The following is a 21,901-nucleotide window of genomic DNA, read 5'->3' on the forward strand; positions in this document are numbered from 1 at the left end:
CAAAAATGGCCCCAGCCCTTCGGGACGCGTGCCGAAACCGCGTACTCTGCGTTGTCGGATTTGGACATAGGCCCACTATGTCCATCATCCTCCGCCTTGATTACGCGATTTCGGCTCAGCGTCGACGTCACGCACAATCAAGGGATACAACCTACTTCTCACTGTCGACCAGGCCACGCACAAACGCGCGCTGCATGGCTAAAACGATAACGACCGGGGGGATCAGCGTCAGCAACATGGCTGCCATGACTTGGTTCCATTGCGTGGTGCTTTCGCCGCTGGCGATCATGCTTTTTACCCCCGCCACGGCGGTGCCAAGGTTGACGTCGCTGATAATCAGCAGCGGCCACAGATACTGATTCCAGCCGTAGATAAAGGTGATGACGAACAGCGCCGCGAGGTTGGTTTTCGACAGCGGCAACACGATGTCGCGGAAAAACCGCATGGGCGATGCGCCATCAATACGCGCCGCTTCCATTAGCTCGTCCGGCAAGGTCATGAAGAACTGGCGAAACAAAAACGTTGCTGTCGCAGAGGCCATCAGCGGCAGCGTCAAGCCGGTATAGCTGTCGAGCATTTTCAGGTTCGCTATCACTTCCACCGTTGGGAAAATACGCACCTCAACCGGCAGCATCAGCGTGCAGAAAATCATCCAGAAGAAGAGGTTACGCAGCGGGAAGCGAAACCAGACAATGGCGAAGGCCGAAAGCATCGACACGGTGATTTTGCCGACGGTGATGACAAACGCCATGATGAAGCTGTTGGTCAACATCAACCAAAATGGTGCGCTATTCGCGCCAATACCATTGACCCAGATGTTGCGCAGGTTTTCCCACAAATGGGTGCCGGGAATCAGCGTCATTGGCGTGTCGTAAACGGCGTTGATATCCAGCGTCGCCGTCACAAAGGCGACATACAGTGGAAACAGCACCACCGCAATCCCGAGAATAAGCATGACATGGCTGAACAACGTCAGTCCGGGGCGATTCTCAATCATTGGTAGCGCACCTTACTTTCAACATAGCGGAACTGGACAACCGTCAGCACTATCACCAGGAACATCAGTACCACCGATTGCGCCGCAGACGCGGAGAGATCCAGTCCGGCGAAACCTTCGCGGTAAATTTTATAAATCAGCGTAGTGGTTGCCTGAACCGGGCCACCGGCTGTCGCGGCATCGATCACCGGGAAGGTGTCGAAGAAGGCGTACACCAGGTTAACCACCAGCAGGAAAAAACTGACCGGCGCAATCAGCGGCAGCGACAATTTAAAGAAGCGGCGGATCGGCCCGGCACCGTCAATGGCGGCGGCTTCGACCAGTGAGCGCGGAATCGACTGCAAGGCGGCGAAAAAGAACAGAAAGTTGTAGCTGATCTGCTTCCATACCGAAGCAAAAACCACGAGGAACATCGCCTGGCTGCTGTTCTGCGCGTGGTTCCAGTCATAACCAAACTGCTCAAGGAAGTGCGTAATCAACCCCCGGCCAGGGTTAAACAAGAAGATCCACATCACGGCAGCAACGGCTGGTGCAACGGCGTAGGGCAGTAACATTAAGGTTTGATAGATTCGGCTACCGCGCACTACGTTATCCACCAGTGCGGCAAAAAACAGCGAGACCAGTAAGCCGCTGAACGTCACCCAAGCGCTAAAGCGCATGGTGGTCCAGAAGGAGTCCAGGTAATAACTGTCGTGAAACAGCGCGACAAAATTATCCAGCCCAACAAACTGACTGGATAGCCCGAACGGATCGACACTTTGTACCGAATACCACAGCGCTTCAGCCGCAGGCCAGATAAAGAAAATAAGGGTGATCGCCAGCTGCGGTGCAACCAACAAGTAAGGGAGCCAGCGCGAACGAAACACCGGACGGGATGAGGACATAAGCAACTCTTTTCAGATAGGCCGGATAGCAACGGCCTACCGTTAAGTAGGCCGTATTTGTCTGCCGGATAAGCGCGTCTCATCCGGCAAAGCGCTACATCAAGACTTGGTAGACTGCTCGAAGCGACGCAGCAGCTGATTACCGCGCTCAACGGCGGAATCCAGCGCCTGTTGCGGGGTTTTCTTACCTGTCCACACGCTTTCCAGCTCTTCATCAACAATGGTACGAATCTGCGGCATGTTGCCCAGACGCAGCCCTTTGGTGAACGACAACGGCGGCTTATTCAGCATCTGACGCGTGGCAATGTCTGCGCCCGGGTTCTTGTCATAGAAGCCCTCTTTACGCGTCAGATCATATGCTGCGGTAGTGATCGGCAGATAGCCCGTTTTCTGGTGCCATTCCGCTGCGATTTCCGGCTTCGCCAGGAAGTCGAGGAACTGGGCAACGCCTTTGTAAGTGGCATTGTCTTTACCCTGCATTACCCACAAGCTTGCACCGCCGATGATGGCGTTCTGCGGCGCGCCTTTCACGGTGGCGTCATATGGCATCATCCCAACGCCATAATTGAATTTGGCGTAATGGCGAATATCCGCCAGCGAGCCGGAAGAGGCAGTAGTAATGGCGCAGTCGCCGTTATAGAACTTCTCGGTGGACTCATCTTTACGTCCGAAGTAGCTGAAATCGCCTTTCTTGTTCAGTTCTTCCAGCATGGCGATGTGTTTCACCTGCTCCGGCTTGTTGAACTCCAGTACCGCGTCAGTACCGTCAAAGCCGTTATTTTTAGTAGCAACCGGCAGACCATGCCAGGCGCTGAAGTTTTCAATCTGGATCCAGCCCTGCCAGCCGCTGGCGTAGCCGCATTTCATCCCGGCTGCTTTCAGCTTGGCGGTGTACTCGGCCAGGTCCTGCCAGGTTTTCGGCGGCTGATCCGGGTTTAGGCCCGCTTTTTTAAAGGCGTCTTTGTTGTAATACAGCACCGGAGTAGAGCTGTTGAACGGCTGAGAGAGCAAATGTCCCGTTTTAGAATCGGTGTAGTAACCCGCAACGGTTGGCACAAACTGGCTTTCATCGAAGTTGATGCCCGCGTCTTTAAACACCTGGTAGACAGGTTTGATCGCTTTAGACGCCATCATGGTGGCGGTACCGACTTCATAAACCTGCAAAATCGCCGGTGCATTACCGGTACGGAAGGCCGCGATACCCGCGCTCAGGCTCTGCTCGTAGTTGCCTTTATAGATCGGTACGATTTTGTAATCCGGGTGGGTGTCATTGAAACGTTGCGCCAGGGAGTCAACTTCTTTACCTAACTCCCCTTCCATCGAATGCCAGAACGGAATGGTGGTTACTGCCATGGCGTTGCCTGCAAAGACTAACCCCATCGCCAGACCCAAAGCTGTATGTCGTAACGTTGTCATTGTGCTCTCTCTTGTTATGCGGTATGCGCGATTTCACGCGTTTTTATGCTCGCGAGGTAACATGACATGCTCGAATTACAGAAAAATAACCATTTAATTACAAATAGATGACAGCCAGGCGTCAGGAAAATGTCGCCTGGATGATAATACGGTGAAGGAAAAATGGCGGTTAATCGGAGTCCCGTCGCGTTTTAGAAGGGAAAAAGGGCTTCTCCGTTGAACAGAGAAGCCCTTTATAAAGGCGCTAAGAGGTATGCACATTACCGTTTTTCCTGAAAAGGCAGGAATTTCTCCCTGCCTCCAGGTTGCTACTTACCGGATTCGTAAGCCATGAAAGCCGCTACCTCACGCAACCCATCTTTGTAACGAATTTCGCACAGCGATTTTCGAGTCAGATACGTGAATATCAACAGTGTGAAACACACGATAAACACGCACCAGATAAGGGTTCCTTGCGGTAGCTTCATAACCTGCGGCTCCTTGCCTTTCGGCGGGTAAGAGGCTACTCTACATGTGTCGAGCATATAGACAGGCCTCGTTGGTTAATTGAAAAATGACCTTCGGGGCTTTCTTTTTTCTGCCGCACAACTTTTTACCGTCATGAGGCAAAAAGCCTCAAGCGCCACCCGCATCATATCCCATCAAGCCGTCTGGTCGCATCGCAGGAAAACGTTTTTAAGACAAAAAACCGGTCCTTGCGAGACCGGTTTAAATGCTATTACATCAACGAGTTAACCACCTAAGTAAGCGCTGCGCACCGCTTCATTCGCCAGTAACGCGTCGCCGGTGTCTTCCAGCACTACATGGCCGTTCTCCAGCACGTAGCCGCGATCGGCGAGCTTCAGCGCCTGGTTGGCGTTCTGCTCAACCAGGAAGATCGTCATCCCGTCTTTTCGCAGTTGTTCAATGGTGTCGAAGATTTGCTGAATAATGATCGGCGCAAGACCCAGCGAGGGTTCATCCAGCAGTAACAAACGCGGCTGGCTCATCAGCGCGCGACCAATCGCCAACATCTGCTGCTCGCCGCCGGACATGGTGCCGGCACGCTGGATACGGCGCTCATGCAGGCGCGGAAACAGTTCATAAACCCATTGAATACGCGTCTGATACTGCTCGCGATCGGCGAAAAAGCCGCCCATCGCCAGGTTCTCTTCTACAGTCATCCGTGAAAAGACGCGGCGACCTTCCGGCACAATCGCCACGGCTTCACGCATGATCTTTGCGGTCTGCCAGTCGGTAATGTCTTTGCCATCAAACACAATGCGCCCGCTGCTGGCGCGCGGATCGCCGCACAGGGTGCCGAGCAGCGTGGTTTTCCCCGCGCCGTTGGCACCAATCAGCGTCACGATCTCACCCTGGTTAATATGCAGGCTGACATCGTGCAGTGCCTGAATTTTGCCGTAGTGAGCGCTAACTTTGTCAAAAGATAACATCGCTTTTTCCATCTTATGCCTCACCCAGGTATGCACGGATCACGTCCGGGTTGTTACGAATCTCTTCCGGCGTCCCGTTCGCCAGCGGCGTGCCCTGGTTCACTACATAAATCCGGTCGGAAATCCCCATTACCAGCTTCATATCATGCTCAATCAGCAGGATGGTGGTGTTGTGATGGTTACGCAGCTCGACAATCAACTCGTCCAGCTCTTTGGTCTCTTTTGGGTTAAGACCCGCTGCCGGTTCGTCGAGCATCAGGATTTCAGGCTGCGTTACCATGCAGCGTACGATCTCCAGACGGCGCTGATCGCCGTAAGCGAGGTTGCTGGCCTGGCGGTTAGCGTGCGCTAACAAACCAATACGATCCAGCCAGGTGGCAGCGCGGTCCAGCGCCTCACTCTGCGCACGGCGAAACGCCGGCGTTTTCAACAGGCCGGAGAAAACCCCAGTCTTGAGCTGCTGGTGTTGCCCCACCAGCAGGTTTTCAATGACTGTCATTTCGCGGAACAGGCGCACATGCTGGAAAGTCCGCACCACGCCCATGCGGGCAATTTGCTGCCCCGGCAGCCCTTCCAGGTGCTGATCACGTAGCATAATGGTGCCACCCGTCGGTTTATAGAAACCGGTCAGGCAGTTAAAAACGGTGGTTTTGCCCGCGCCGTTCGGGCCAATCAGCGAAACGATCTCCTGCGAGCGCAGCTCCAACGACACATTGTTGACAGCTAACAGCCCGCCAAAGCGCATCATCAGGCCGTTTACGGATAACAGTGGCTGACTCATGCCTGCTCTCCTTTCGCTTGCCCGCTTTTCAGTTTCAACTGCGGACGGGTCATCGGCAGCAAGCCTTGCGGACGCCAGATCATCATCAGTACCATCAAACCACCCAGCATCAACATGCTGTATTCATTAAAGTCACGCATCAGCTCGCGGGAAACCACCAGCAGGATTGCCGCGAGGATCACCGCAAACTGAGAACCCATACCGCCCAGTACCACAATCGCCAGCACAAACGCGGATTCGGCGAAAGTGAACGATTCCGGGCTGACAAAGCCCTGGCGCGCGGCAAACAGCGTACCGGCAAAACCGGCGAACGCGGCGCTGATGGTAAAGGCCGTCAGCTTAATGCGTGTCGGGTTCAGCCCGAGTGAACGGCAGGCGATTTCATCTTCACGCAGCGCTTCCCACGCGCGCCCCAGCGGCATGCGCAGCAGGCGGTTAATCACAAACAGCGTCAGCACCACCAGCAGCAGCGCAACCAGGTAGAGGAACACCACGCGATCACTGGGGTCGTAAGGCACGTTAAAGAAGTTGCTGAAGGTATCCCAACCCCCTTCACGGGCGGTGCGGCTGAACTCGAGACCGAACAGCGTCGGTTTGGGGATCTGGCTGATACCGTTCGGGCCGCCGGTTATTTCGGTGTTGTTCAACAGCAGAATGCGGACGATTTCGCCGAAACCCAGCGTCACAATCGCCAGGTAATCACCGCGCAGACGCAGCACCGGGAAGCCCAGCAGGAAACCCGCGGCAGCGGAAACCAGCCCCGCCAGCGGCAGGCATGTCCAGAAACCCAGGCCGTAATAGTGATTGAGCAGCGCGAAGGTATACGCACCGATGGCGTAAAAACCGCCGTAACCCAGCACGAGCAAACCGGAAAGCCCGACCACCACGTTCAGGCCGAGGCCGAGGATGATATAGATCATCGTCATGGTGGCGATATCCACCGTGCCGCGCGAAACGACAAACGGCCACGCCACCGCAATCACCAGCAGCGCTAACAGGAACAACTTCTGTTTGAGCGTAGAGCCATCAATCGCCGGCAGCACGAATTTCGGACCGGAAACACCCTTCAGGCTTTTCTGCAAAACAGGCCGCAGCAACTGGAAGAAAAACACCACTGCCGTACCGATAAAGATCCACTGCCAGCGAATATCCGCCGCGGTATCCACAACCAGTTTGGTGCCGTTCAGCTCCAGTTGAACGCCCATAAAGACGCTCGCCAGCACGAAAAACATCGCCGCCGAGAGCAGCGCCAGCACAAAATGCATCGGTTTCATACTTTTTCAACCTCCGGGCGGCCAAGGATACCGGTCGGCATCACCAGCAACACCACAATCAACAGCGCGAATGACACCACATCTTTGTATTCGGTGCTCAGATACGCCGAAGAGAGAGATTCCGCGACACCCAGAATCAGGCCGCCGATCATCGCGCCAGGAATGCTACCGATTCCACCCAGCACTGCGGCGGTAAACGCTTTCATCCCGGCCATGAAACCGATATATGGGTTGATAACGCCATAGAACTGACCAAGCAGCACGCCCGCGACCGCCGCCATCGCCGCGCCGATCACAAAGGTTAGCGCGATGACGCGGTCGGTGTTGATACCTAAGAGGCTTGCCATTTTCAGGTCTTCCGCACAGGCGCGACAGGCGCGCCCCATGCGGGAATAGCGGATAAACAGCGTCAGCGCCAGCATGGCAACGAAGGTCACAATCCAGATAACCAGTTGCATGGTGGTGATGCTGGCCGAGAAGTGTTCACTGCTGCCGACAACCCACTGGCCGTTAAACAGGCTCGGCAGCGCCACATCGCGGGAACCTTCGGTCAGGCTGACGTAGTTTTGCAAGAAGATCGACATGCCGATGGCGGAAATCAGCGCAATCAGGCGCTTGGAGCTGCGCACCGGGCGATACGCCACCCGTTCGATGCTCCAGCCGTAAGCGCTGGCAATGATAATGGCACCGACGAAACCGGCTGCGACCAGCAGCCAACTGGAGTCGATACCCATCATCATCAGCGCGGCGATGATCATAAAGGAGACATAACTGCCGATCATGTAGACCTCGCCGTGGGCGAAGTTGATCATGCCGATAATGCCGTAAACCATGGTGTAACCAATGGCGATCAATGCGTAGGTGCTTCCCAGCGTGACGCCGTTAAACATCTGCTGCAAGAAATAGAGAAACTGCTCAGACATAACATAACCTTCTAAAATCTCCCGGGGCATTGCTCCCCGAGAGAGGGATGACAGTTATTTCGCCACGGACGACGAACCATCGGCGTGCCATTGGAAGACACCGAATTCAAATCCTTTCAGATCGCCTTTTTCATCCCAGTTCAGCGGCCCAATCACGGTTTTAGCCCCGTTGGCTTTTAAATCTTTAATCAGCGCCAGCGGCTCACTGCTGCCGGTGCGCTCCAGCGCAGTAGCCAGCGATTGCACTGCGGCGTAGGTGATCCACACATACGGGCCGCTCGGATCTTTCTTCTGCGCTTTCAGCGCATCGACAATGCCCTGGTTCGCCGGATCCTGGTCGTAACGCTTCGGCATCGTCACCAGCATGCCTTCTGCCGCGTCACCCGCGATATTGGACAATGACGCATTGCCCACGCCTTCCGGCCCCATGAATTGGATTTTCAGACCGTTGGCGCGCGCCTGGCGAAGAATTTGCCCCATTTCCGGGTAGTAACCACCGTAGTAGACGAAATCGATATTTTCTTTTTGCAGACGCGCCACCAGCGCAGAAAAATCCTTCTCACCGGCGGTGATGCCGTCGAAGAACACCACATTCGCTCCACCTGCTTTCAGCCCTTCCTGCACGGAGCGCGCGAGGCCTTCGCCGTACTGCTGTTTATCGTGAATGATGGCGATGCGCTGCGGTTTCACCGTGTTCAGAATGTACTTCGCGGCAGTCGGCCCCTGCGAGGAGTCTAACCCGGCGGTACGCATAATGTGCTGGTAGCCGCGCTGCGTCAGCTCTGGGTTGGTCGCGCCAGGCGTTATCATCAGAATGCCTTCGTCTTCGTAGATATCAGAAGCAGGCTGTGTTGATGATGAGCAAAGATGGCCAATCACATATTTCACACCGTCATTGACGATTTTATTCGCCACGGCAACGGCTTGTTTTGGGTCACAGGCGTCGTCATATTCCTCGGCGACCAGTTTGTCGCCCTTGATCCCGCCCTTAGCGTTGATATCCTGGATAGCCTGACGCGCGCCGTTGAACTCCATATCGCCCCACTGGGCAACCGGACCGGACATCGCACCGACAACCGCTACCTTAATATCCTTCGCTATGGCCGCGTGAGACATCGCAAGTGAAACCATCCCCGCGATTAATGTCTTCGCGTTCCTTTTCATTGTTGTAAATCCCCGTTCGTGATGTCGTGTTTACACTTCCTGCTTCAGGTAGCCGGAACGTTGGCTTACTGTTTCCTGAATTATTCGTGTAATAATTTTGTTTTATTATGGTTAAAAAGCATTCTGTACTTTTAATGCACAACACTATTTTTACCAGCGCCTTTAATGGTTTAGCGCAGTTTTTTGGCAAAAACCAGACTAAATACTCTATTTTTCAGGCGATTAAGCAGAGATAATATTCTGTATTTCTTCCGAGATAAACAAAAAAAGCCCTCCTGCCAGCATAAAATAACGGTACATAAAGCGGAATAAATCGCTACCAATTAGGTTAAAATCCTGCCTCTTTTTCGATCTCCAATGTTTCACGCTACCCCAGACGCTGCGGAAAAATTATTCACCTATTGAATGAAAAATAAAAAACGATCAATCCCTGCCATACGAAATTGATTACACTCACACTATGTTTTGCGTTTTGGACAAGCTGTACATGAAATTAACTATCGTCCGGCTGGTGACCTTCACCGAGCAGGATCACACTGATTTAGCAAAAGTCTGGCCGGAATACTCGTCTGCATCTCTTGAAGTGGATGACACTCACCGCATCTACGCAGCGCGTTTTAATGACCGTCTGTTGGCTGCCGTTCGCGTGACGCTACTCGGCACCGAAGGGGCGCTGGATTCCCTGCGCGTACGCGATATCACTCGTCGTCGCGGCGTGGGGCAATATCTGGTGGAAGAAGTGATGCGTGATAACCCGGCGATCACCAGTTGGTGGATAGCCGATATTGGCGTCGAAGACCGGGACGTAATGGCTGCCTTCACCCAAAGACTGGGATTTACCGCGCAGGAGAACGGCTGGGAAAAACGATAAAGCCCGCGCAGTGGATTTGCCTGATGGCGTTACCTATATCAGGCTTACGTCGGTCCTGGTAAAACAGTAAAAAGGCCGGGTTACCCTTGGTAACCCGGCCTTTTCAATCGATTCTGACCACAACTTTCGTGTCGCAGGAAGGCGGCACGTTCGCTCATCCCGGGGAGCTTACTGAAGCAAGTGACCGGGGTGAGTGAGTGCAGCCAACGCACCTGCGGCGCGAAAGGCGACGGTCAGCTTAGAAAATCACTTAGCGTCAGTCGCTGTACCGTTGGCGTGCCAGGTGAACACACCGAACTCAAAGCCTTTCAGATCGCCCTTCTCATCCCATGACAGCGGCCCCATTACGGTATCCACTGAGTGGCCTTTCAGCCAGGTGGCGATAGCCGCCGGATCGGCAGACTGACCCAAGCCGGCAGCCAGAGATTGCAGCGCGGCATAAGTCGTCCATACAAATGCGCCGCTTGGATCTTGTTTCTTCGCTTTAATCGCATCCACGATCGGTTTGTTCGCCGGAATCTGGTCATAGTTTTTCGGCTTGGTAACCAGCATACCTTCTGCGGATTCACCGGCGATGTTAGACAGGGAAACGTTCGCCACGCCTTCCGGCCCCATAAACTGGGTTTTCAGACCAGCAGCACGAGACTGACGCAGGATCTGCCCCATTTCCGGGTGGTAACCGCCGTAGTAAACGAAGTCGATGTTCTCTTTCTTCAGGCGCGCAACCAGCGTGGAGAAGTCTTTCTCACCGGCGGTGATACCGTCGAAGAACACCACATTCGCGCCGCCTTTTTTCAGGCCGTCCTGCACTGCACGCGCCAGACCTTCACCGTACTGTTGCTTGTCATGAATAACGGCGATGCGCTGCGGCTTCACTTTATCCAGAATGTATTTCGCTGCGGTCGGACCCTGGTCGGAATCCAGGCCGGTGGTGCGCAGCGTCAGTTTGTAACCACGCGCGGTCAGCTCAGGCGCTGTCGCGGCAGGCGTGATCATCAAAATGCCTTCGTCTTCGTAGATATCAGACGCCGGCTGAGTAGAAGAGGAGCAGAGGTGACCGATAACGTATTTAATGCCGTCATTGACCACTTTGTTAGCGACCGCCACCGCTTGTTTCGGGTCACAAGCATCGTCATATTTTACCGCAACCAGTTTGTCGCCTTTGATCCCACCTTTGGCATTAATATCGGCGATAGCTTGTTCAGCGCCGGTAAACTCCTGGTCGCCGTACTGCGCAACCGGACCAGACATCGCACCGACAACGGCAACTTTGATATCTTTGGCGAATGCCACGTTGCTCATTGCTAACGCAATACATCCTGCCAGTAACGCTTTGCCCTTCATTTTCATCCTGAGTTTCCCCATTGTTATGGTTATTGCATTTGTTGTGATGTTGTTGTGTGGCATATTATTTCGCTTATCATCATAAGCAAAGAATATGATAGTAGTTTTTAACCGTTCCGCCCGGGCCTGAGCAGCATACTCTGCTAAAACATACCCCATTTTTCGGAATATGGAATAACAATTTTGAAGGTTGTACGACAGACTGATGACAGAGGGTGAGAAAGCCGCCCATAAGGCGGCTGAATAATTAATGCGTCAGCGACTGGGAGATAATATCCAGCGCCTTGCGGAATTGAACTTCCGGAATGGTCAGCGGGTAGAGGAAACGGATAACGTTGCCGTAAACCCCGCAGCTCAGCAGCAGCAGACCGTCTGCTAGCGCTTTCTCCTGCACCTGCTTAGTAAATTCAGCCGACGGTGCGCCAGTTTGCGGATCGTTAAATTCCACCGCCACCATTGAGCCCTGCGCACGAATATCGGCGATATACGGGCACTGCGCCTTTGCGCGGTTCAGCACTTCCACCAGATGTTGACCCAGATGATTAGCCCGTTCGCACAGGTTTTCTTCTTCAATCACGTCCAGCACTGCATGCGCCGCCGCAATGGCGAGCGGGTTGCCCGCATAAGTGCCGCCCAAACCACCCGGAGCAGGCGCATCTATCACCTCCGCGCGCCCGGCCACAGCCGAAAGCGGCAAACCACCGGCCAGGCTTTTCGCCATGGTGATTAAATCCGGTTTCACATCGTAATACTCGCTGGCAAAGAGCTTGCCGGTGCGGGCAAAACCGCTCTGCACTTCGTCAACGATCAGCAGAATGCCGTGGTTATCGCACAGCTTGCGCAGCGCCTGCATAAAATCATCCGGTGCGACGTTAAATCCACCCTCGCCCTGCACGGGTTCCAGCAGAATGGCCGCCACCTGATCCGGCGCGATATCCGCTTTAAAAATGCGCTCCAAACTTTTCAACGCCTCTTCAGTACTCACACCGTGCAGCGCGTTGGGGTACTGGGCGTGGTAAATCGAACCGGGGAATGGGCCGAAGCCAATTTTATACGGTGCCACTTTACCGGTGAGCGCCATAGTCATGAAGGTGCGACCGTGGAAACCGCCGCCAAAGGTAATGATTCCGGGGCGTTTGGTATAGGCGCGAGCAATTTTAACGGCGTTTTCCACCGCTTCTGCGCCAGTCGAGAAAAATGCAGTTTTCGCCGGACCAGCAACGGGTACGCGTTCATTAATACGTTCCGCCAGCGAGACGTAGCTTTCGTAAGGAACAATCTGGTAAGCGGTGTGCGTAAATGCCTGCAACTGTTTTTCCACCGCCGCCATCACTTTCGGATGCCGATGTCCGGTGTTAAGCACCGCAATGCCGGCGGCAAAGTCGATCACCTCGTTACCTTCCACATCCCACAGCGTGGCGTTTTCCGCTTTTTCGGCGTAAAAACCACACATGACACCAATCCCACGCGGCGTCGCCTGTAAGCGGCGCTGATTCAGTTCGTTATTCTTCACCTTGATTGTCCCCTGTCTGTGTATGCCCGCTTACCAAGTATATAGCGCCTTTGATAAAGCGATGTTTTACTCAGTCTCGCGCAAGCGCAGGGACACCGACAGGACAGCTTTCCTGCCGCGTTGTGACAGAAGCCGAATGAACGCCTGATGATGTGAAAGTGGTGGTGGCGGGATAATTTAGATAATAAAAAGCCGGGTGAGGCTTGCGCCAACCCGGCTTATTCACTGCAATACGCTTACGCTTCGATAGCGGCGCGCAGTTTTTTCATCGCGTTCTTTTCAAGCTGACGCACACGCTCGGCAGAAACGCCGTAGCGATCAGCCAGTTCCTGCAATGTGGTTTTGTTATCTTCGTCCAGCCAACGTGCGCGAATAATCTGCTGGCTGCGTTCGTCGAGCCCCTGCATCGCATCGGTCAACTTGTTGGCCGCCTGCTCTTCCCAGTTGTCATCTTCAATGCCGTCGGCAAAGTTAGATGATTTATCCTGCAGATAGAGTACCGGCGCCATCGGCTGGCTATCGTGCGCATCGTCATCCGAGGACATATCAAACGTCATGTCCTGCGCCGCCATACGCGACTCCATTTCACGCACGTCTTTGCTGGTTACGCCCAGTTCACGGGCTACCATTTCCACTTCGTCCTGGTTGAACCAGCCAAGGCGCTGTTTGGCTTTGCGCAGATTAAAGAACAGCTTACGCTGAGCTTTGGTGGTCGCGACTTTCACAATACGCCAGTTGCGCAGCACATACTCGTGGATCTCAGCTTTGATCCAGTGCACGGCGAAAGAGACCAGGCGCACACCCACTTCCGGGTTGAAGCGACGAACGGCTTTCATCAGGCCGATGTTACCTTCCTGGATGAGATCCGCCTGTGGCAGACCATAGCCCGAGTAATTACGAGCAATATGAACAACAAAGCGCAGGTGAGACAGAATCAGCTTTTTCGCTGCTTCCAGATCGCCCTGGTAATGCAGCTTTTCAGCCAGTGCCCGCTCTTCATCAGCCGTCAACATCGGCCATGCGTTCGCAGCCCGGACGTAAGATTCCAGGTTACCAACAGGGGCTAAAGCTAAAGTTTGCATTTCTTTGGTCATTCAAATCCTCTCAATTCACTTATCAGCTGGCGGCGGTCTGTCCCCATCAAGCAACAAACATGCCAGCGCTTTTGAGCAACGAGAATAGCATTCACATTTTTATCAGACAGTGATTTTATCCACAAGTTCCTTGTAGGTCTGTGAATAAATTACGCACAAATTGTGACATCAGGATGATAAACCGGAGCAAGGAACGTTAGAAGTGATATTACGCTTCCCTGCTACGGGAATACTTCACGTGCAGGGAAGGAGTATATCAGAGATTTTTTAGTCCGGAGTAAAGTGACGTAAATGTTGAACGGTGGCAAGCCATGCGGCAATCCAGCCAATCATCGAGCACACCAGTAACAGCAGCAAGCACTCGTCAAACGACAGCCCACTCAGCTCAAACTGCGTGCCAAACACCTTCGCTACTTCCGTCACCGCCGATGACAACCGCATTACCAAAATTTCCGACAGGATCAGCGATAAAAACGCCCCGGAGAAACCAAGCAACGCGCCACCATACAGGAACGGGCGCAGGATAAAACCGTCTGTCGCACCAATCAATTTTTGCACGTTAATGGTATCGCGGCGGGCGAAAATACTCAGTCGCACGCTATTGCCGATGACCAAAAACACGGCCGCAACCATCAGTACGCCAATCATTGCCGCCACGCGCCCGACCAGGCCAGTCAGCGATGCCAGGCGCGCAAACCAGCTATCATCCATGCGCACTTCATCAATGCCCTGAATGTGGGAAATTCGGTCACGCAGCGTGTTCAGCGAATCCGTACTCTGAAAATCCAGTTTCGGCACCACCACCGCCACGGCAGGCAGCGGGTTCTCTTCCAGCATATCCAGCGCGCCGCCAAACCCGGACCAGTTGCGGAACTCGCCCAGCGCATCTTCACGCGACAGATAATTCACCTTTTCCACGCCCTGTTCGGACTGGAGTTGGCCCACCACCTGCTGCGCGGCGTTGTCATCCAGCGCTTTATCGAAATAGACGGTGATCTGCGGCGACGGATAGTACTGGGACGCCGCCTGGTTGACGTTTTTGTAGACCATGTAACACACGCTTGGCAGTGTCAGGGAGATGGCAATGACCATCACCGTCAGGAAGGTCGCCAGCGGTTTGCTTTTCAGATCCTGCAGCGCACCGTGCCAAGCGTAGCGTACCTGCTCGTTAAAGACGTTGCTCTTACGTGAAGGCGCTTTGGCTGGCGTTTTACCGCGACGCGGCGCATTACGGTTACCCTCGCCTGAGGACGTAGACGATTTGCGAAACCGATCTAATTTGCTGCCAAACTGCCGAATGTGGTTTAGTGCATCGCGCTTATTCACCCGCCAGGCCTCCATGCAAATGACCGTCGCTCAGGCTCAGCATGCGATACGAACGACGGGAAATCAGACCGATATCGTGCGTTGCCATCAGCACTGTTACCCCTACGCGGTTAAATTCCTCAAACAGACGTAAAATTCCTTCAGACAGCGCATCATCCAGGTTACCGGTCGGTTCATCCGCCAGCAACACGGCGGGTTTATTGACCACTGCGCGGGCAATCCCCACACGCTGTTGTTCGCCACCGGAGAGCTGAATCGGGAAGCTTTTCGCTTTGTCGAGCAGCCCGACTTTATCCAACGCCGCCGAAACGCGACGGCGAATATCATCACCACTGGCGCCCGCGATGATCAGCGGAATCGCCACGTTGTCAAACACGGTTCTGTCCATCAGCAGGTGGTGATCCTGGAAAATCATCCCGATTTGACGACGCAAAAACGGCACTTCCCGGTTTTTCAGACGGGTAATATCGTGACCGCCGAAGAGGATTTTCCCGGCGCTTGGCCGCTCAATCCCACAAATCAGCTTCAGCAGGGTACTTTTCCCCGCACCGGAATGCCCGGTCAGAAAGGCCATCTCGCCCTGCTGCAGGTGAAATGTCACCCCCTGCAGCGCTTGTCTCCCACCGAGATAGGCTTTGCTGACGTGTTCAAAGCGAATCATTGTTAATCCTCTCGGGCAAAAAGTGCCTCTATAAAATCGCCCGCATTAAACGGACGTAAATCCTCAATACGTTCGCCGACGCCGATGTAGCGGATAGGAATGCCGAATTGATCCGCCACCGAGAAAATAACCCCGCCCTTGGCGGTGCCATCAAGCTTGGTCAGCGTAATACCCGTTAAGCCAACGGCTTCGTGGAACAGTTTGGCCTGGCTTATGGCATTTTGCCCGGTGCTGGCATCAATCGTCAGCATCACTTCATGCGGCGCGTCTTCGTCCAGCTTCTTCATCACGCGAACAATTTTCTTCAACTCTTCCATCAGGTGCGCTTTGTTCTGCAAACGACCTGCGGTATCAGCAATCAACACATCTACGTTGCGCGCTTTCGCCGCCTGAATAGCATCGAAAATCACCGAAGCGGAATCCGCGCCGGTATGCTGGGCAATCACCGGGATATTGTTACGCTGTCCCCAAACTTGAAGTTGCTCAACTGCGGCGGCACGGAAAGTATCCCCCGCCGCCAACATCATCGATTTACCCTGCTGCTCAAACTGGCGCGCCAGCTTACCGATGGTGGTAGTTTTGCCTACACCGTTAACGCCAACCATCAAAATCACAAACGGAGTTTTGCTCTCGATGTTGAGCGGCTCATCCACTTTAGCGAGGATCTCGCCCATCTCATCTTTCAGCAAACCATAAAGTGCTTCTGCATCGCGCAACTGCTTGCGGCTCGCGCCTTCCGTCAGGTTGGTGATAATTTTGCGCGTGGTTTCCACGCCGACATCCGCAATCAACAACTGCTCTTCCAGCTCTTCGAACAGATCATCGTCGATCTTTTTCCCACGGAACAGACTGATAAATCCGGAACCGAGGTTTTCTTTGGTTTTAAGCAAGCTGCGTTTCAGGCGCGCGAAGAAACCTTCTTTGGTCGGTTTTTCCTGCTCCTGCACGGATTCTTCAACCGGCACGACAACCACCGCTTCTTCCGCCGCTTCGGCGGCCAACGCTTGCGCGTCCAGTTCCTCGTCGCTTAGCGGAACATCGTCTTCTTCCAGCGGCTCGGCTTCCACCTGCCACTCTTCAGCGCCGATCTCCTGCTCAGCCACCTCTTCCGGCAGCGGCAGTTCTTCATGTTCAACAACCGCCGGGCTTTCTTCCACGGTAGTGTCCGCAACGGCCTCTTCATGTACCCGTTGCTCGCTGACCTCAACCACCTCTTCGGCAAATTTTTCGCTGGCGGCGGCAGGCTCGATAACCGGGGTTTCTTCAACCGGCTGCTCAGTTACTGGCTGCTGTTCGGTTTGCGCCTCTTCAGCCTTCTCTTTCTGCCCAAGGCCAAGCCAGGAAAAAAAGCCACGTTTCTTCTCATTTGCCATTGGCGACTACACTCCTCGCTGTTGTTTCATAGCGCAGTCCGTCTGCACAGCCGGGACTGAAAACATTTGTTAATTAGTCGGATAGTCTATCACTTTCCTCAACTCGCATCACGGCCTGAGGATTAGGGTTTAACGTCATTCGTCAGACCGCTAGAATAGCAGGCCGAAATGATGAGCAAAGCGATAACCATGAAGAAACCTACCCGTAACGCCACCGGCCAGATCCGCATTATTGGCGGCCAGTGGCGGGGCCGTAAATTACCGGTTCCGGACAGCCCCGGCCTGCGCCCGACCACCGATCGCGTGCGTGAAACCTTATTCAACTGGCTGGCACCGTCAATGGTAGACGCCCACTGTCTCGATTGCTTCGCCGGCAGCGGTGCGCTGGGGCTCGAAGCGCTTTCTCGCTACGCCGCCAGCGCAACCTTGCTGGAAATGGAGCGCAGCGTCGCGCAGCAGTTACAGCAAAATCTGGCAACGCTGAAAGCCACCAACGCGAAAGTGGTCAACACCAATACGCTGACATTTTTAGCCAGTCCCGGCTCGCCGCACAATATTGCTTTCATTGACCCCCCGTTTCGTAAAGGGATGCTGGAAGAGACTGTGCGCCTGCTCGAAACCAACGGCTGGCTCGCAGATGAAGCGCTGATCTATATCGAAAGCGAAGTTGAAAATGGATTACCGCCCGTACCCGCACACTGGCAACTGCACCGGGAAAAAGTCGCCGGGCAGGTAGCATATCGTTTGTATCACCGCGAAGCACAAGGAGAGAAGCATGCCGCTGTTGATTAACCTCGGACGTCTGTTGATGCTCTGCATCTGGGCGTTTCTGATTCTGAACCTGATTAAGCCTTTTCCGCGTCCGCTGAATATTTTCGTCAACGTGGCGCTTGTTTTCACTGTGTTTATGCATGCGCTGCAAGCCACCATGCTGAAAACGGCGCTACCGAAAGACGGCCCGCAAATGAGCAAAGCGGAGCAGATCCGTGTTTTTCTCTTCGGCGTATTTGAGCTGCTTATCTGGCAGAAGAAATTAAAAGCGAAGAAATAGCCCCACCGCCCGGAGGCGTCATGCTTACCGGGCCGCTTCCGGCGTAAAATCCACAAAGCGCGATCCCTGGTAACGCAGCACGCCTCTGTCCCCCACCGACAGTGCATTATATTGCTGCGCCTCGAGGCGAAAACGCATCTCCAGCCCGCCGGTTTGCGGTTTAAAACTCACGTCATAACGCATGGCGGTTCCCGCTGGCGTAACCTGTTGCTGGCGAGAACGACGCGGATTAAGCGGTTTTTCCCGCTTGTTGCTCACCACCACACTTTTTTGCTGTTGCGGCGCACTATCGTTTTCGGCGTTTTCGCGCCGCTGCTGTACAAAGCGGAAAGCGGCAAAAACCACAATCAATCCAACGACGATAATGAAAAAAAGCGGGGGTTTACTCATGGCGAATACCTGTCGGAAAAAGCGGAATTGAGCTTATCGCGGCGGAAATAGCGTTGTCATCCTCCTTTTCCCGCCACTACACTGAGTAAGAGAGATTTACGCAACAATAACAGATACAGGGACTTAATTATGCTGTGGTCATTTATTGCTGTCTGCCTTTCCGCCTGGTTATATGTCGATGCTTCGTATCGTGGCCCGGTCTGGCAGCGCTGGGTTTTCAAACCCGTTACGCTCTTACTCCTGCTGTTACTGGCCTGGCAAGCGCCGATGTTCGATGCCATTAGTTACCTGGTACTGGCGGGTCTGTGCGCCTCGCTGGTTGGTGATGCGCTCACCCTGCTACCGAGGCAAAAACTGCTCTACGCCATCGGAGCGTTTTTCCTCGCGCATCTGCTCTATACCATCTATTTCGCCAGCCAGATGACGCTCTCGTTCTTCTGGCCGCTGCCGGTGGCGCTGTTGATTATCGGTGCGCTGTTGGTGGCCGTGATCTGGTCGCGCCTCGAAGAGTTGCGTATGGCGGTCTGTACCTTTATCGCCATGACGCTGGTAATGGTATGGCTGGCAGGCGAGCTGTGGTTTTTCCGCCCGACCAGCCCGGCATTGTCGGCTTTCGTTGGCGCATCGCTGCTGCTGATTGGCAACGTGGTCTGGTTAGGTAGCCACTACCGCAAACGCTTTAGCGCCGATAACGCCATCGCCTCCGCCTGCTACTTCGCCGGTCACTTTTTGATTGTCCGTTCGTTGTATATTTAAAAGGCTTGACTCTGGAGTCGACTCCAGAGTGCATACTCCGGTTAATGAGAAAATTATCATTCACCGGAGGATGCTATGCCAACCCCCAACACATCGCCTCAGTTGAAAAAAGCGCCGCAATTCGCGGCGGTTAAACTGCACCCGATAGAAGAAAAAACCGCGTCCTGCTGCGCCGACGGCCACTGCGAAGAGCGCGAAATACCTGAAATTGCTGCCGAGGGCGAACGCTATAGCTGGCACGTCTCCGGCATGGATTGCGCCGCCTGCGCCCGCAAAGTGGAAAATGCTGTGCGCCAGGTTGAAGACGTCGGCCAGGTTCAGGTCACCTTTGCTACCGAAAAACTTATCGTCATTGCGCAAAAAGATGTGCGTGAGCGCGTAGAACACGCCGTGCAACAGGCCGGGTATCAACTGCGCACTGAAAGTGCACCTGCGCCAGAAACCTCACGGCTGCGCGAAAACCTGCCGCTTCTCATCTTAATCACGATGATGGCGCTCAGTTGGGGACTGGAACAGATTAACCACCCGTTCGGCCAGACGGCATTTATCGCTACTACGCTGGTCGGGCTGTGGCCGATTGCCCGCCAGGCGCTGCGCTTAATGAAAAGCGGCAGTTGGTTCGCCATCGAAACCTTAATGAGCGTGGCAGCCATCGGCGCGCTGTTTATTGGCGCGACGGCAGAAGCAGCGATGGTGCTGCTGCTGTTTTTAATTGGCGAGCGGCTTGAAGGCTGGGCCGCCAGCCGTGCGCGGCGCGGTGTCAGCGCGTTAATGGCGTTAAAACCGGATACAGCAACTCGCCTGAGCAACGGCGAGCGCCAGCGTGTCGCGGCAAGCGAGCTACAACCGGGTGATGTTATTGAAGTTCCGGCGGGCGGACGTTTGCCTGCGGATGGTCGGCTGGTCTCGGCATTTGCCAGCTTTGATGAAAGCGCCTTAACGGGCGAATCCGTGCCGGTTGAGCGCACACAAGGTGAAAGCGTGCCCGCAGGTGCCACCAGCGTTGACCGTCTGGTGCAGCTTGAAGTGGTTTCTAAACCGGGTGAAAGCGCGATTGACCGCATTCTGAAACTGATTGAAGAAGCAGAAGAGCGCCGCGCGCCGATTGAGCGTTTTATTGACCGTTTCAGCCGTATCTACACCCCGGCCATTATGGCCGTGGCGCTGCTGGTCGCCATCGTTCCACCGCTTTTGTTTGCGCAACCGTGGCTGGAGTGGATCTACAAAGGGCTGGCGTTGTTGCTGATTGGCTGTCCGTGCGCGCTGGTTATCTCCACGCCAGCGGCGATCACCTCTGGCCTTGCGGCAGCGGCACGTCGCGGCGCGTTGATTAAAGGTGGCGCAGCGCTAGAGCAGCTCGGCGGCATTCGTCAGGTGGCGTTTGATAAAACCGGCACGCTGACCGTCGGCAAACCGCAAGTCGCCGCGATCACGCCATTAGCCGGTACAGAAGAAGCGGAATTGCTGGCGCTCAGCGCCGCTATTGAACAGGGCTCTACCCACCCGCTGGCGCTGGCCATTGTGCAGGAAGCACAGCGACGTAAGCTGATGATTCCTGAAGCAACAGAGCAGCGCGCGCTGGCGGGTAAAGGTATTGAGGCGAATATCGCCGGGCAGCGGGTGCTTATCAGCGCGCCGGACAAACTGCCGCAAGGTGCACTTCACGACACCGTGTTGGCACAGATCGCGCAGCAGGAAAGCCGTGGGCAAACCGTGGTGGTGGTACAGCGCGACGGCAAGGTTATCGGTTCCATCGGCTTGCAAGATACGCTGCGCGACGACGCCAAAGAAGCCGTTGCCGCCCTGCATGCACTCGGCGTACAAGGCGTGATCCTCACCGGCGACAACCCACGCGCCGCAGCGGCGATTGCGGGTGAACTGGGGCTGCATTTTCGCGCCGGGTTGCTGCCGGAAGATAAAGTCGATGCGGTACGCGCGCTCAACCAGCAAGCGCCGCTGGCGATGGTCGGTGACGGCATTAACGATGCACCCGCGATGAAAGCCGCAACTATCGGTATCGCAATGGGTAGCGGGACAGATGTGGCGCTGGAAACCGCCGACGCCGCGCTCACGCATAACCGGCTGGTCGGCCTTGGGCAGATGATTCACCTGGCGCGCGCCACGCACAGCAATATTCGCCAGAACATCGCCATGGCGCTCGGCTTGAAAGCGATTTTTCTGGTGACAACGCTGCTGGGAATTACCGGTCTGTGGCTGGCGGTGCTGGCAGATACGGGCGCAACGGTGCTGGTAACAGCCAACGCGCTGCGCCTGTTGCGCACCAAAGATTAATGGTTCTTACGCACCAGATAACGGTACGGCAGTGATTCGGTTTGCCCGGCGACCAGCTCATGTTCCATAAAACGGCAAAAGCCGGGAATATCGCGGGTAGTTGCCGGATCATCGGCGATAATCAGCAACGTTTCGCCAATCTGCATATTGCGCACAGTTTTGCGCACCATCATTACCGGCTCCGGGCAGCGTAAGCCCTGAGCATCCAGCGTATGGTCGGCGGTGGAAAACGGATCGGTCATCTTCATCTCGCAAGGGAAAAAACCGCATTAGTTTACGCCGCCTTTTTTGTGACGCAAGCGAGGTTAACGATTGCGCTAAAATTAACCATTGCATCCCACTCCGATTGCAGTATTAT

General features: G+C 54.7%; 22 protein-coding genes. 5 read left to right on the forward strand and 17 right to left on the reverse strand.

From position 1 onward, the window contains the following. Positions 1–151 precede the first annotated feature (151 nt). The 9 genes from ugpE to livK all read right to left on the reverse strand — a co-directional run bounded on the left by ugpE (position 152) and on the right by livK (position 8,872). The gene (ugpE, locus tag ACFX4O_RS12055) at positions 152–997 is read right to left on the reverse strand and encodes a sn-glycerol-3-phosphate ABC transporter permease UgpE (protein ID WP_380209731.1); all 846 of its coding nucleotides are present in this window, start codon (positions 995–997) and stop codon (positions 152–154) included. After that, positions 994–1,881 (reverse strand): sn-glycerol-3-phosphate ABC transporter permease UgpA, encoded by an 888-nt coding sequence (gene ugpA / locus ACFX4O_RS12060; RefSeq protein ID WP_380209729.1) that lies wholly within the window; start codon positions 1,879–1,881, stop codon positions 994–996. Before ugpA ends, ugpE begins: the two co-directional genes overlap by 4 nt. Before the next feature lie 99 nt (positions 1,882–1,980). Further along, a complete protein-coding gene (ugpB, locus tag ACFX4O_RS12065) occupies positions 1,981–3,297 on the reverse strand; it encodes a sn-glycerol-3-phosphate ABC transporter substrate-binding protein UgpB (RefSeq protein ID WP_380209727.1) in 1,317 nt (438 codons plus the stop codon). A 308-nt stretch (positions 3,298–3,605) separates the two neighbouring features. Beyond that, complete coding sequence (locus tag ACFX4O_RS12070; RefSeq protein ID WP_380209840.1) at positions 3,606–3,725, reverse strand: type I toxin-antitoxin system Hok family toxin; 120 nt, start codon at positions 3,723–3,725, stop codon at positions 3,606–3,608. 303 nt (positions 3,726–4,028) lie between these two features. Continuing rightward, a complete protein-coding gene (gene livF / locus ACFX4O_RS12075) occupies positions 4,029–4,742 on the reverse strand; it encodes a high-affinity branched-chain amino acid ABC transporter ATP-binding protein LivF (protein WP_131413203.1) in 714 nt (237 codons plus the stop codon). Position 4,743: 1 nt separating this feature from the next. Further along, positions 4,744–5,511 carry a high-affinity branched-chain amino acid ABC transporter ATP-binding protein LivG gene (livG, locus tag ACFX4O_RS12080; protein WP_380209725.1) on the reverse strand — a complete coding sequence of 256 codons (768 nt, stop codon included), beginning with the start codon at positions 5,509–5,511 and terminating at the stop codon, positions 4,744–4,746. Then, entirely contained in the window at positions 5,508–6,785 is a 1,278-nt protein-coding gene (locus ACFX4O_RS12085) for a high-affinity branched-chain amino acid ABC transporter permease LivM (protein WP_131413198.1), read from the reverse strand. Before ACFX4O_RS12085 ends, livG begins: the two co-directional genes overlap by 4 nt. After that, a complete protein-coding gene (livH, locus tag ACFX4O_RS12090; protein WP_017459570.1) occupies positions 6,782–7,708 on the reverse strand; it encodes a high-affinity branched-chain amino acid ABC transporter permease LivH in 927 nt (308 codons plus the stop codon). The genes ACFX4O_RS12085 and livH overlap by 4 nt, the downstream gene beginning before the upstream one ends. Positions 7,709–7,762: 54 nt before the next feature. Further along, on the reverse strand, positions 7,763–8,872 hold the full coding sequence (gene livK, locus ACFX4O_RS12095; protein ID WP_380209722.1) for a high-affinity branched-chain amino acid ABC transporter substrate-binding protein LivK: 1,110 nt from the start codon (positions 8,870–8,872) through the stop codon (positions 7,763–7,765). Positions 8,873–9,359: 487 nt separating this feature from the next. Between livK and panM the strand changes: the two genes are divergently transcribed. After that, complete coding sequence (gene panM, locus ACFX4O_RS12100; RefSeq protein WP_131413194.1) at positions 9,360–9,743, forward strand: aspartate 1-decarboxylase autocleavage activator PanM; 384 nt, start codon at positions 9,360–9,362, stop codon at positions 9,741–9,743. 246 nt (positions 9,744–9,989) lie between these two features. Here panM and ACFX4O_RS12105 read toward each other — a convergent pair whose 3' ends face one another. From ACFX4O_RS12105 to ftsY, 6 genes are all read right to left on the reverse strand, one after another. Then, complete coding sequence (locus ACFX4O_RS12105; RefSeq protein WP_380209719.1) at positions 9,990–11,093, reverse strand: branched-chain amino acid ABC transporter substrate-binding protein; 1,104 nt, start codon at positions 11,091–11,093, stop codon at positions 9,990–9,992. A gap of 241 nt (positions 11,094–11,334) precedes the next feature. Next, positions 11,335–12,600 carry a 4-aminobutyrate--2-oxoglutarate transaminase gene (locus ACFX4O_RS12110; protein ID WP_380209718.1) on the reverse strand — a complete coding sequence of 422 codons (1,266 nt, stop codon included), beginning with the start codon at positions 12,598–12,600 and terminating at the stop codon, positions 11,335–11,337. Positions 12,601–12,836: 236 nt separating this feature from the next. Next, positions 12,837–13,694: an RNA polymerase sigma factor RpoH gene (gene rpoH, locus ACFX4O_RS12115; protein WP_017459575.1), complete on the reverse strand. Its 858-nt coding sequence runs from the start codon at positions 13,692–13,694 to the stop codon at positions 12,837–12,839. A gap of 267 nt (positions 13,695–13,961) precedes the next feature. Next, complete coding sequence (ftsX, locus tag ACFX4O_RS12120; RefSeq protein ID WP_380209716.1) at positions 13,962–15,020, reverse strand: permease-like cell division protein FtsX; 1,059 nt, start codon at positions 15,018–15,020, stop codon at positions 13,962–13,964. Continuing rightward, positions 15,013–15,681, reverse strand: a complete 669-nt coding sequence (ftsE, locus tag ACFX4O_RS12125; protein WP_131413187.1) for a cell division ATP-binding protein FtsE — start codon at positions 15,679–15,681, stop codon at positions 15,013–15,015. The genes ftsX and ftsE overlap by 8 nt, the downstream gene beginning before the upstream one ends. A 2-nt stretch (positions 15,682–15,683) precedes the next feature. Further along, positions 15,684–17,054, reverse strand: a complete 1,371-nt coding sequence (gene ftsY, locus ACFX4O_RS12130) for a signal recognition particle-docking protein FtsY (protein ID WP_380209713.1) — start codon at positions 17,052–17,054, stop codon at positions 15,684–15,686. A gap of 189 nt (positions 17,055–17,243) precedes the next feature. Between ftsY and rsmD the strand changes: the two genes are divergently transcribed. Both rsmD and ACFX4O_RS12140 read left to right on the forward strand, forming a co-directional pair. Continuing rightward, a complete protein-coding gene (gene rsmD, locus ACFX4O_RS12135; protein WP_131413183.1) occupies positions 17,244–17,846 on the forward strand; it encodes a 16S rRNA (guanine(966)-N(2))-methyltransferase in 603 nt (200 codons plus the stop codon). Continuing rightward, entirely contained in the window at positions 17,836–18,105 is a 270-nt protein-coding gene (locus ACFX4O_RS12140) for a DUF1145 family protein (RefSeq protein ID WP_131413211.1), read from the forward strand. Before rsmD ends, ACFX4O_RS12140 begins: the two co-directional genes overlap by 11 nt. 24 nt (positions 18,106–18,129) lie before the next feature. Here the strand turns inward: ACFX4O_RS12140 and ACFX4O_RS12145 are convergent, their stop codons facing one another. After that, positions 18,130–18,495, reverse strand: coding sequence for a DUF2500 domain-containing protein (locus tag ACFX4O_RS12145; RefSeq protein ID WP_131413181.1), 366 nt, complete (start codon positions 18,493–18,495; stop codon positions 18,130–18,132). A gap of 129 nt (positions 18,496–18,624) precedes the next feature. Between ACFX4O_RS12145 and ACFX4O_RS12150 the strand changes: the two genes are divergently transcribed. Both ACFX4O_RS12150 and zntA read left to right on the forward strand, forming a co-directional pair. After that, complete coding sequence (locus ACFX4O_RS12150) at positions 18,625–19,251, forward strand: lysoplasmalogenase (protein ID WP_131413179.1); 627 nt, start codon at positions 18,625–18,627, stop codon at positions 19,249–19,251. A gap of 75 nt (positions 19,252–19,326) precedes the next feature. Continuing rightward, positions 19,327–21,543, forward strand: coding sequence for a Zn(II)/Cd(II)/Pb(II) translocating P-type ATPase ZntA (gene zntA, locus ACFX4O_RS12155; protein WP_380209710.1), 2,217 nt, complete (start codon positions 19,327–19,329; stop codon positions 21,541–21,543). On the opposite strand, the gene tusA is transcribed toward zntA, so the two are convergent. Then, positions 21,540–21,785 carry a sulfurtransferase TusA gene (gene tusA / locus ACFX4O_RS12160; RefSeq protein WP_131413175.1) on the reverse strand — a complete coding sequence of 82 codons (246 nt, stop codon included), beginning with the start codon at positions 21,783–21,785 and terminating at the stop codon, positions 21,540–21,542. The two genes, zntA and tusA, sit on opposite strands and share 4 nt — an antisense overlap. Positions 21,786–21,901 lie beyond the last annotated feature (116 nt).

The sequence above is a fragment of the Kosakonia sp. YIM B13571 genome (assembly GCF_042788095.1).
Classification (GTDB): Bacteria; Pseudomonadota; Gammaproteobacteria; order Enterobacterales; family Enterobacteriaceae; genus Kosakonia; species Kosakonia quasisacchari.

Bases quoted from the DNA above. Each gene is read 5' to 3' on its own strand.
- ACFX4O_RS12150 (WP_131413179.1), top strand. From the start codon at position 18,625: ATGCTGTGGTCATTTATTGCTGTCTGCCTTTCCGCCTGGTTATATGTC.
- ugpB (WP_380209727.1), bottom strand. From the start codon at position 3,297: ATGACAACGTTACGACATACAGCTTTGGGTCTGGCGATGGGGTTAGTC.
- ugpA (WP_380209729.1), bottom strand. From the start codon at position 1,881: ATGTCCTCATCCCGTCCGGTGTTTCGTTCGCGCTGGCTCCCTTACTTG.
- panM (WP_131413194.1), top strand. From the start codon at position 9,360: ATGAAATTAACTATCGTCCGGCTGGTGACCTTCACCGAGCAGGATCAC.
- ACFX4O_RS12145 (WP_131413181.1), bottom strand. From the start codon at position 18,495: ATGAGTAAACCCCCGCTTTTTTTCATTATCGTCGTTGGATTGATTGTG.
- ACFX4O_RS12085 (WP_131413198.1), bottom strand. From the start codon at position 6,785: ATGAAACCGATGCATTTTGTGCTGGCGCTGCTCTCGGCGGCGATGTTT.
- ftsY (WP_380209713.1), bottom strand. From the start codon at position 17,054: ATGGCAAATGAGAAGAAACGTGGCTTTTTTTCCTGGCTTGGCCTTGGG.
- ACFX4O_RS12105 (WP_380209719.1), bottom strand. From the start codon at position 11,093: ATGAAAATGAAGGGCAAAGCGTTACTGGCAGGATGTATTGCGTTAGCA.
- livK (WP_380209722.1), bottom strand. From the start codon at position 8,872: ATGAAAAGGAACGCGAAGACATTAATCGCGGGGATGGTTTCACTTGCG.
- rpoH (WP_017459575.1), bottom strand. From the start codon at position 13,694: ATGACCAAAGAAATGCAAACTTTAGCTTTAGCCCCTGTTGGTAACCTG.
- livG (WP_380209725.1), bottom strand. From the start codon at position 5,511: ATGAGTCAGCCACTGTTATCCGTAAACGGCCTGATGATGCGCTTTGGC.
- ugpE (WP_380209731.1), bottom strand. From the start codon at position 997: ATGATTGAGAATCGCCCCGGACTGACGTTGTTCAGCCATGTCATGCTT.
- ftsE (WP_131413187.1), bottom strand. From the start codon at position 15,681: ATGATTCGCTTTGAACACGTCAGCAAAGCCTATCTCGGTGGGAGACAA.
- tusA (WP_131413175.1), bottom strand. From the start codon at position 21,785: ATGACCGATCCGTTTTCCACCGCCGACCATACGCTGGATGCTCAGGGC.
- zntA (WP_380209710.1), top strand. From the start codon at position 19,327: ATGCCAACCCCCAACACATCGCCTCAGTTGAAAAAAGCGCCGCAATTC.
- livF (WP_131413203.1), bottom strand. From the start codon at position 4,742: ATGGAAAAAGCGATGTTATCTTTTGACAAAGTTAGCGCTCACTACGGC.
- livH (WP_017459570.1), bottom strand. From the start codon at position 7,708: ATGTCTGAGCAGTTTCTCTATTTCTTGCAGCAGATGTTTAACGGCGTC.
- rsmD (WP_131413183.1), top strand. From the start codon at position 17,244: ATGAAGAAACCTACCCGTAACGCCACCGGCCAGATCCGCATTATTGGC.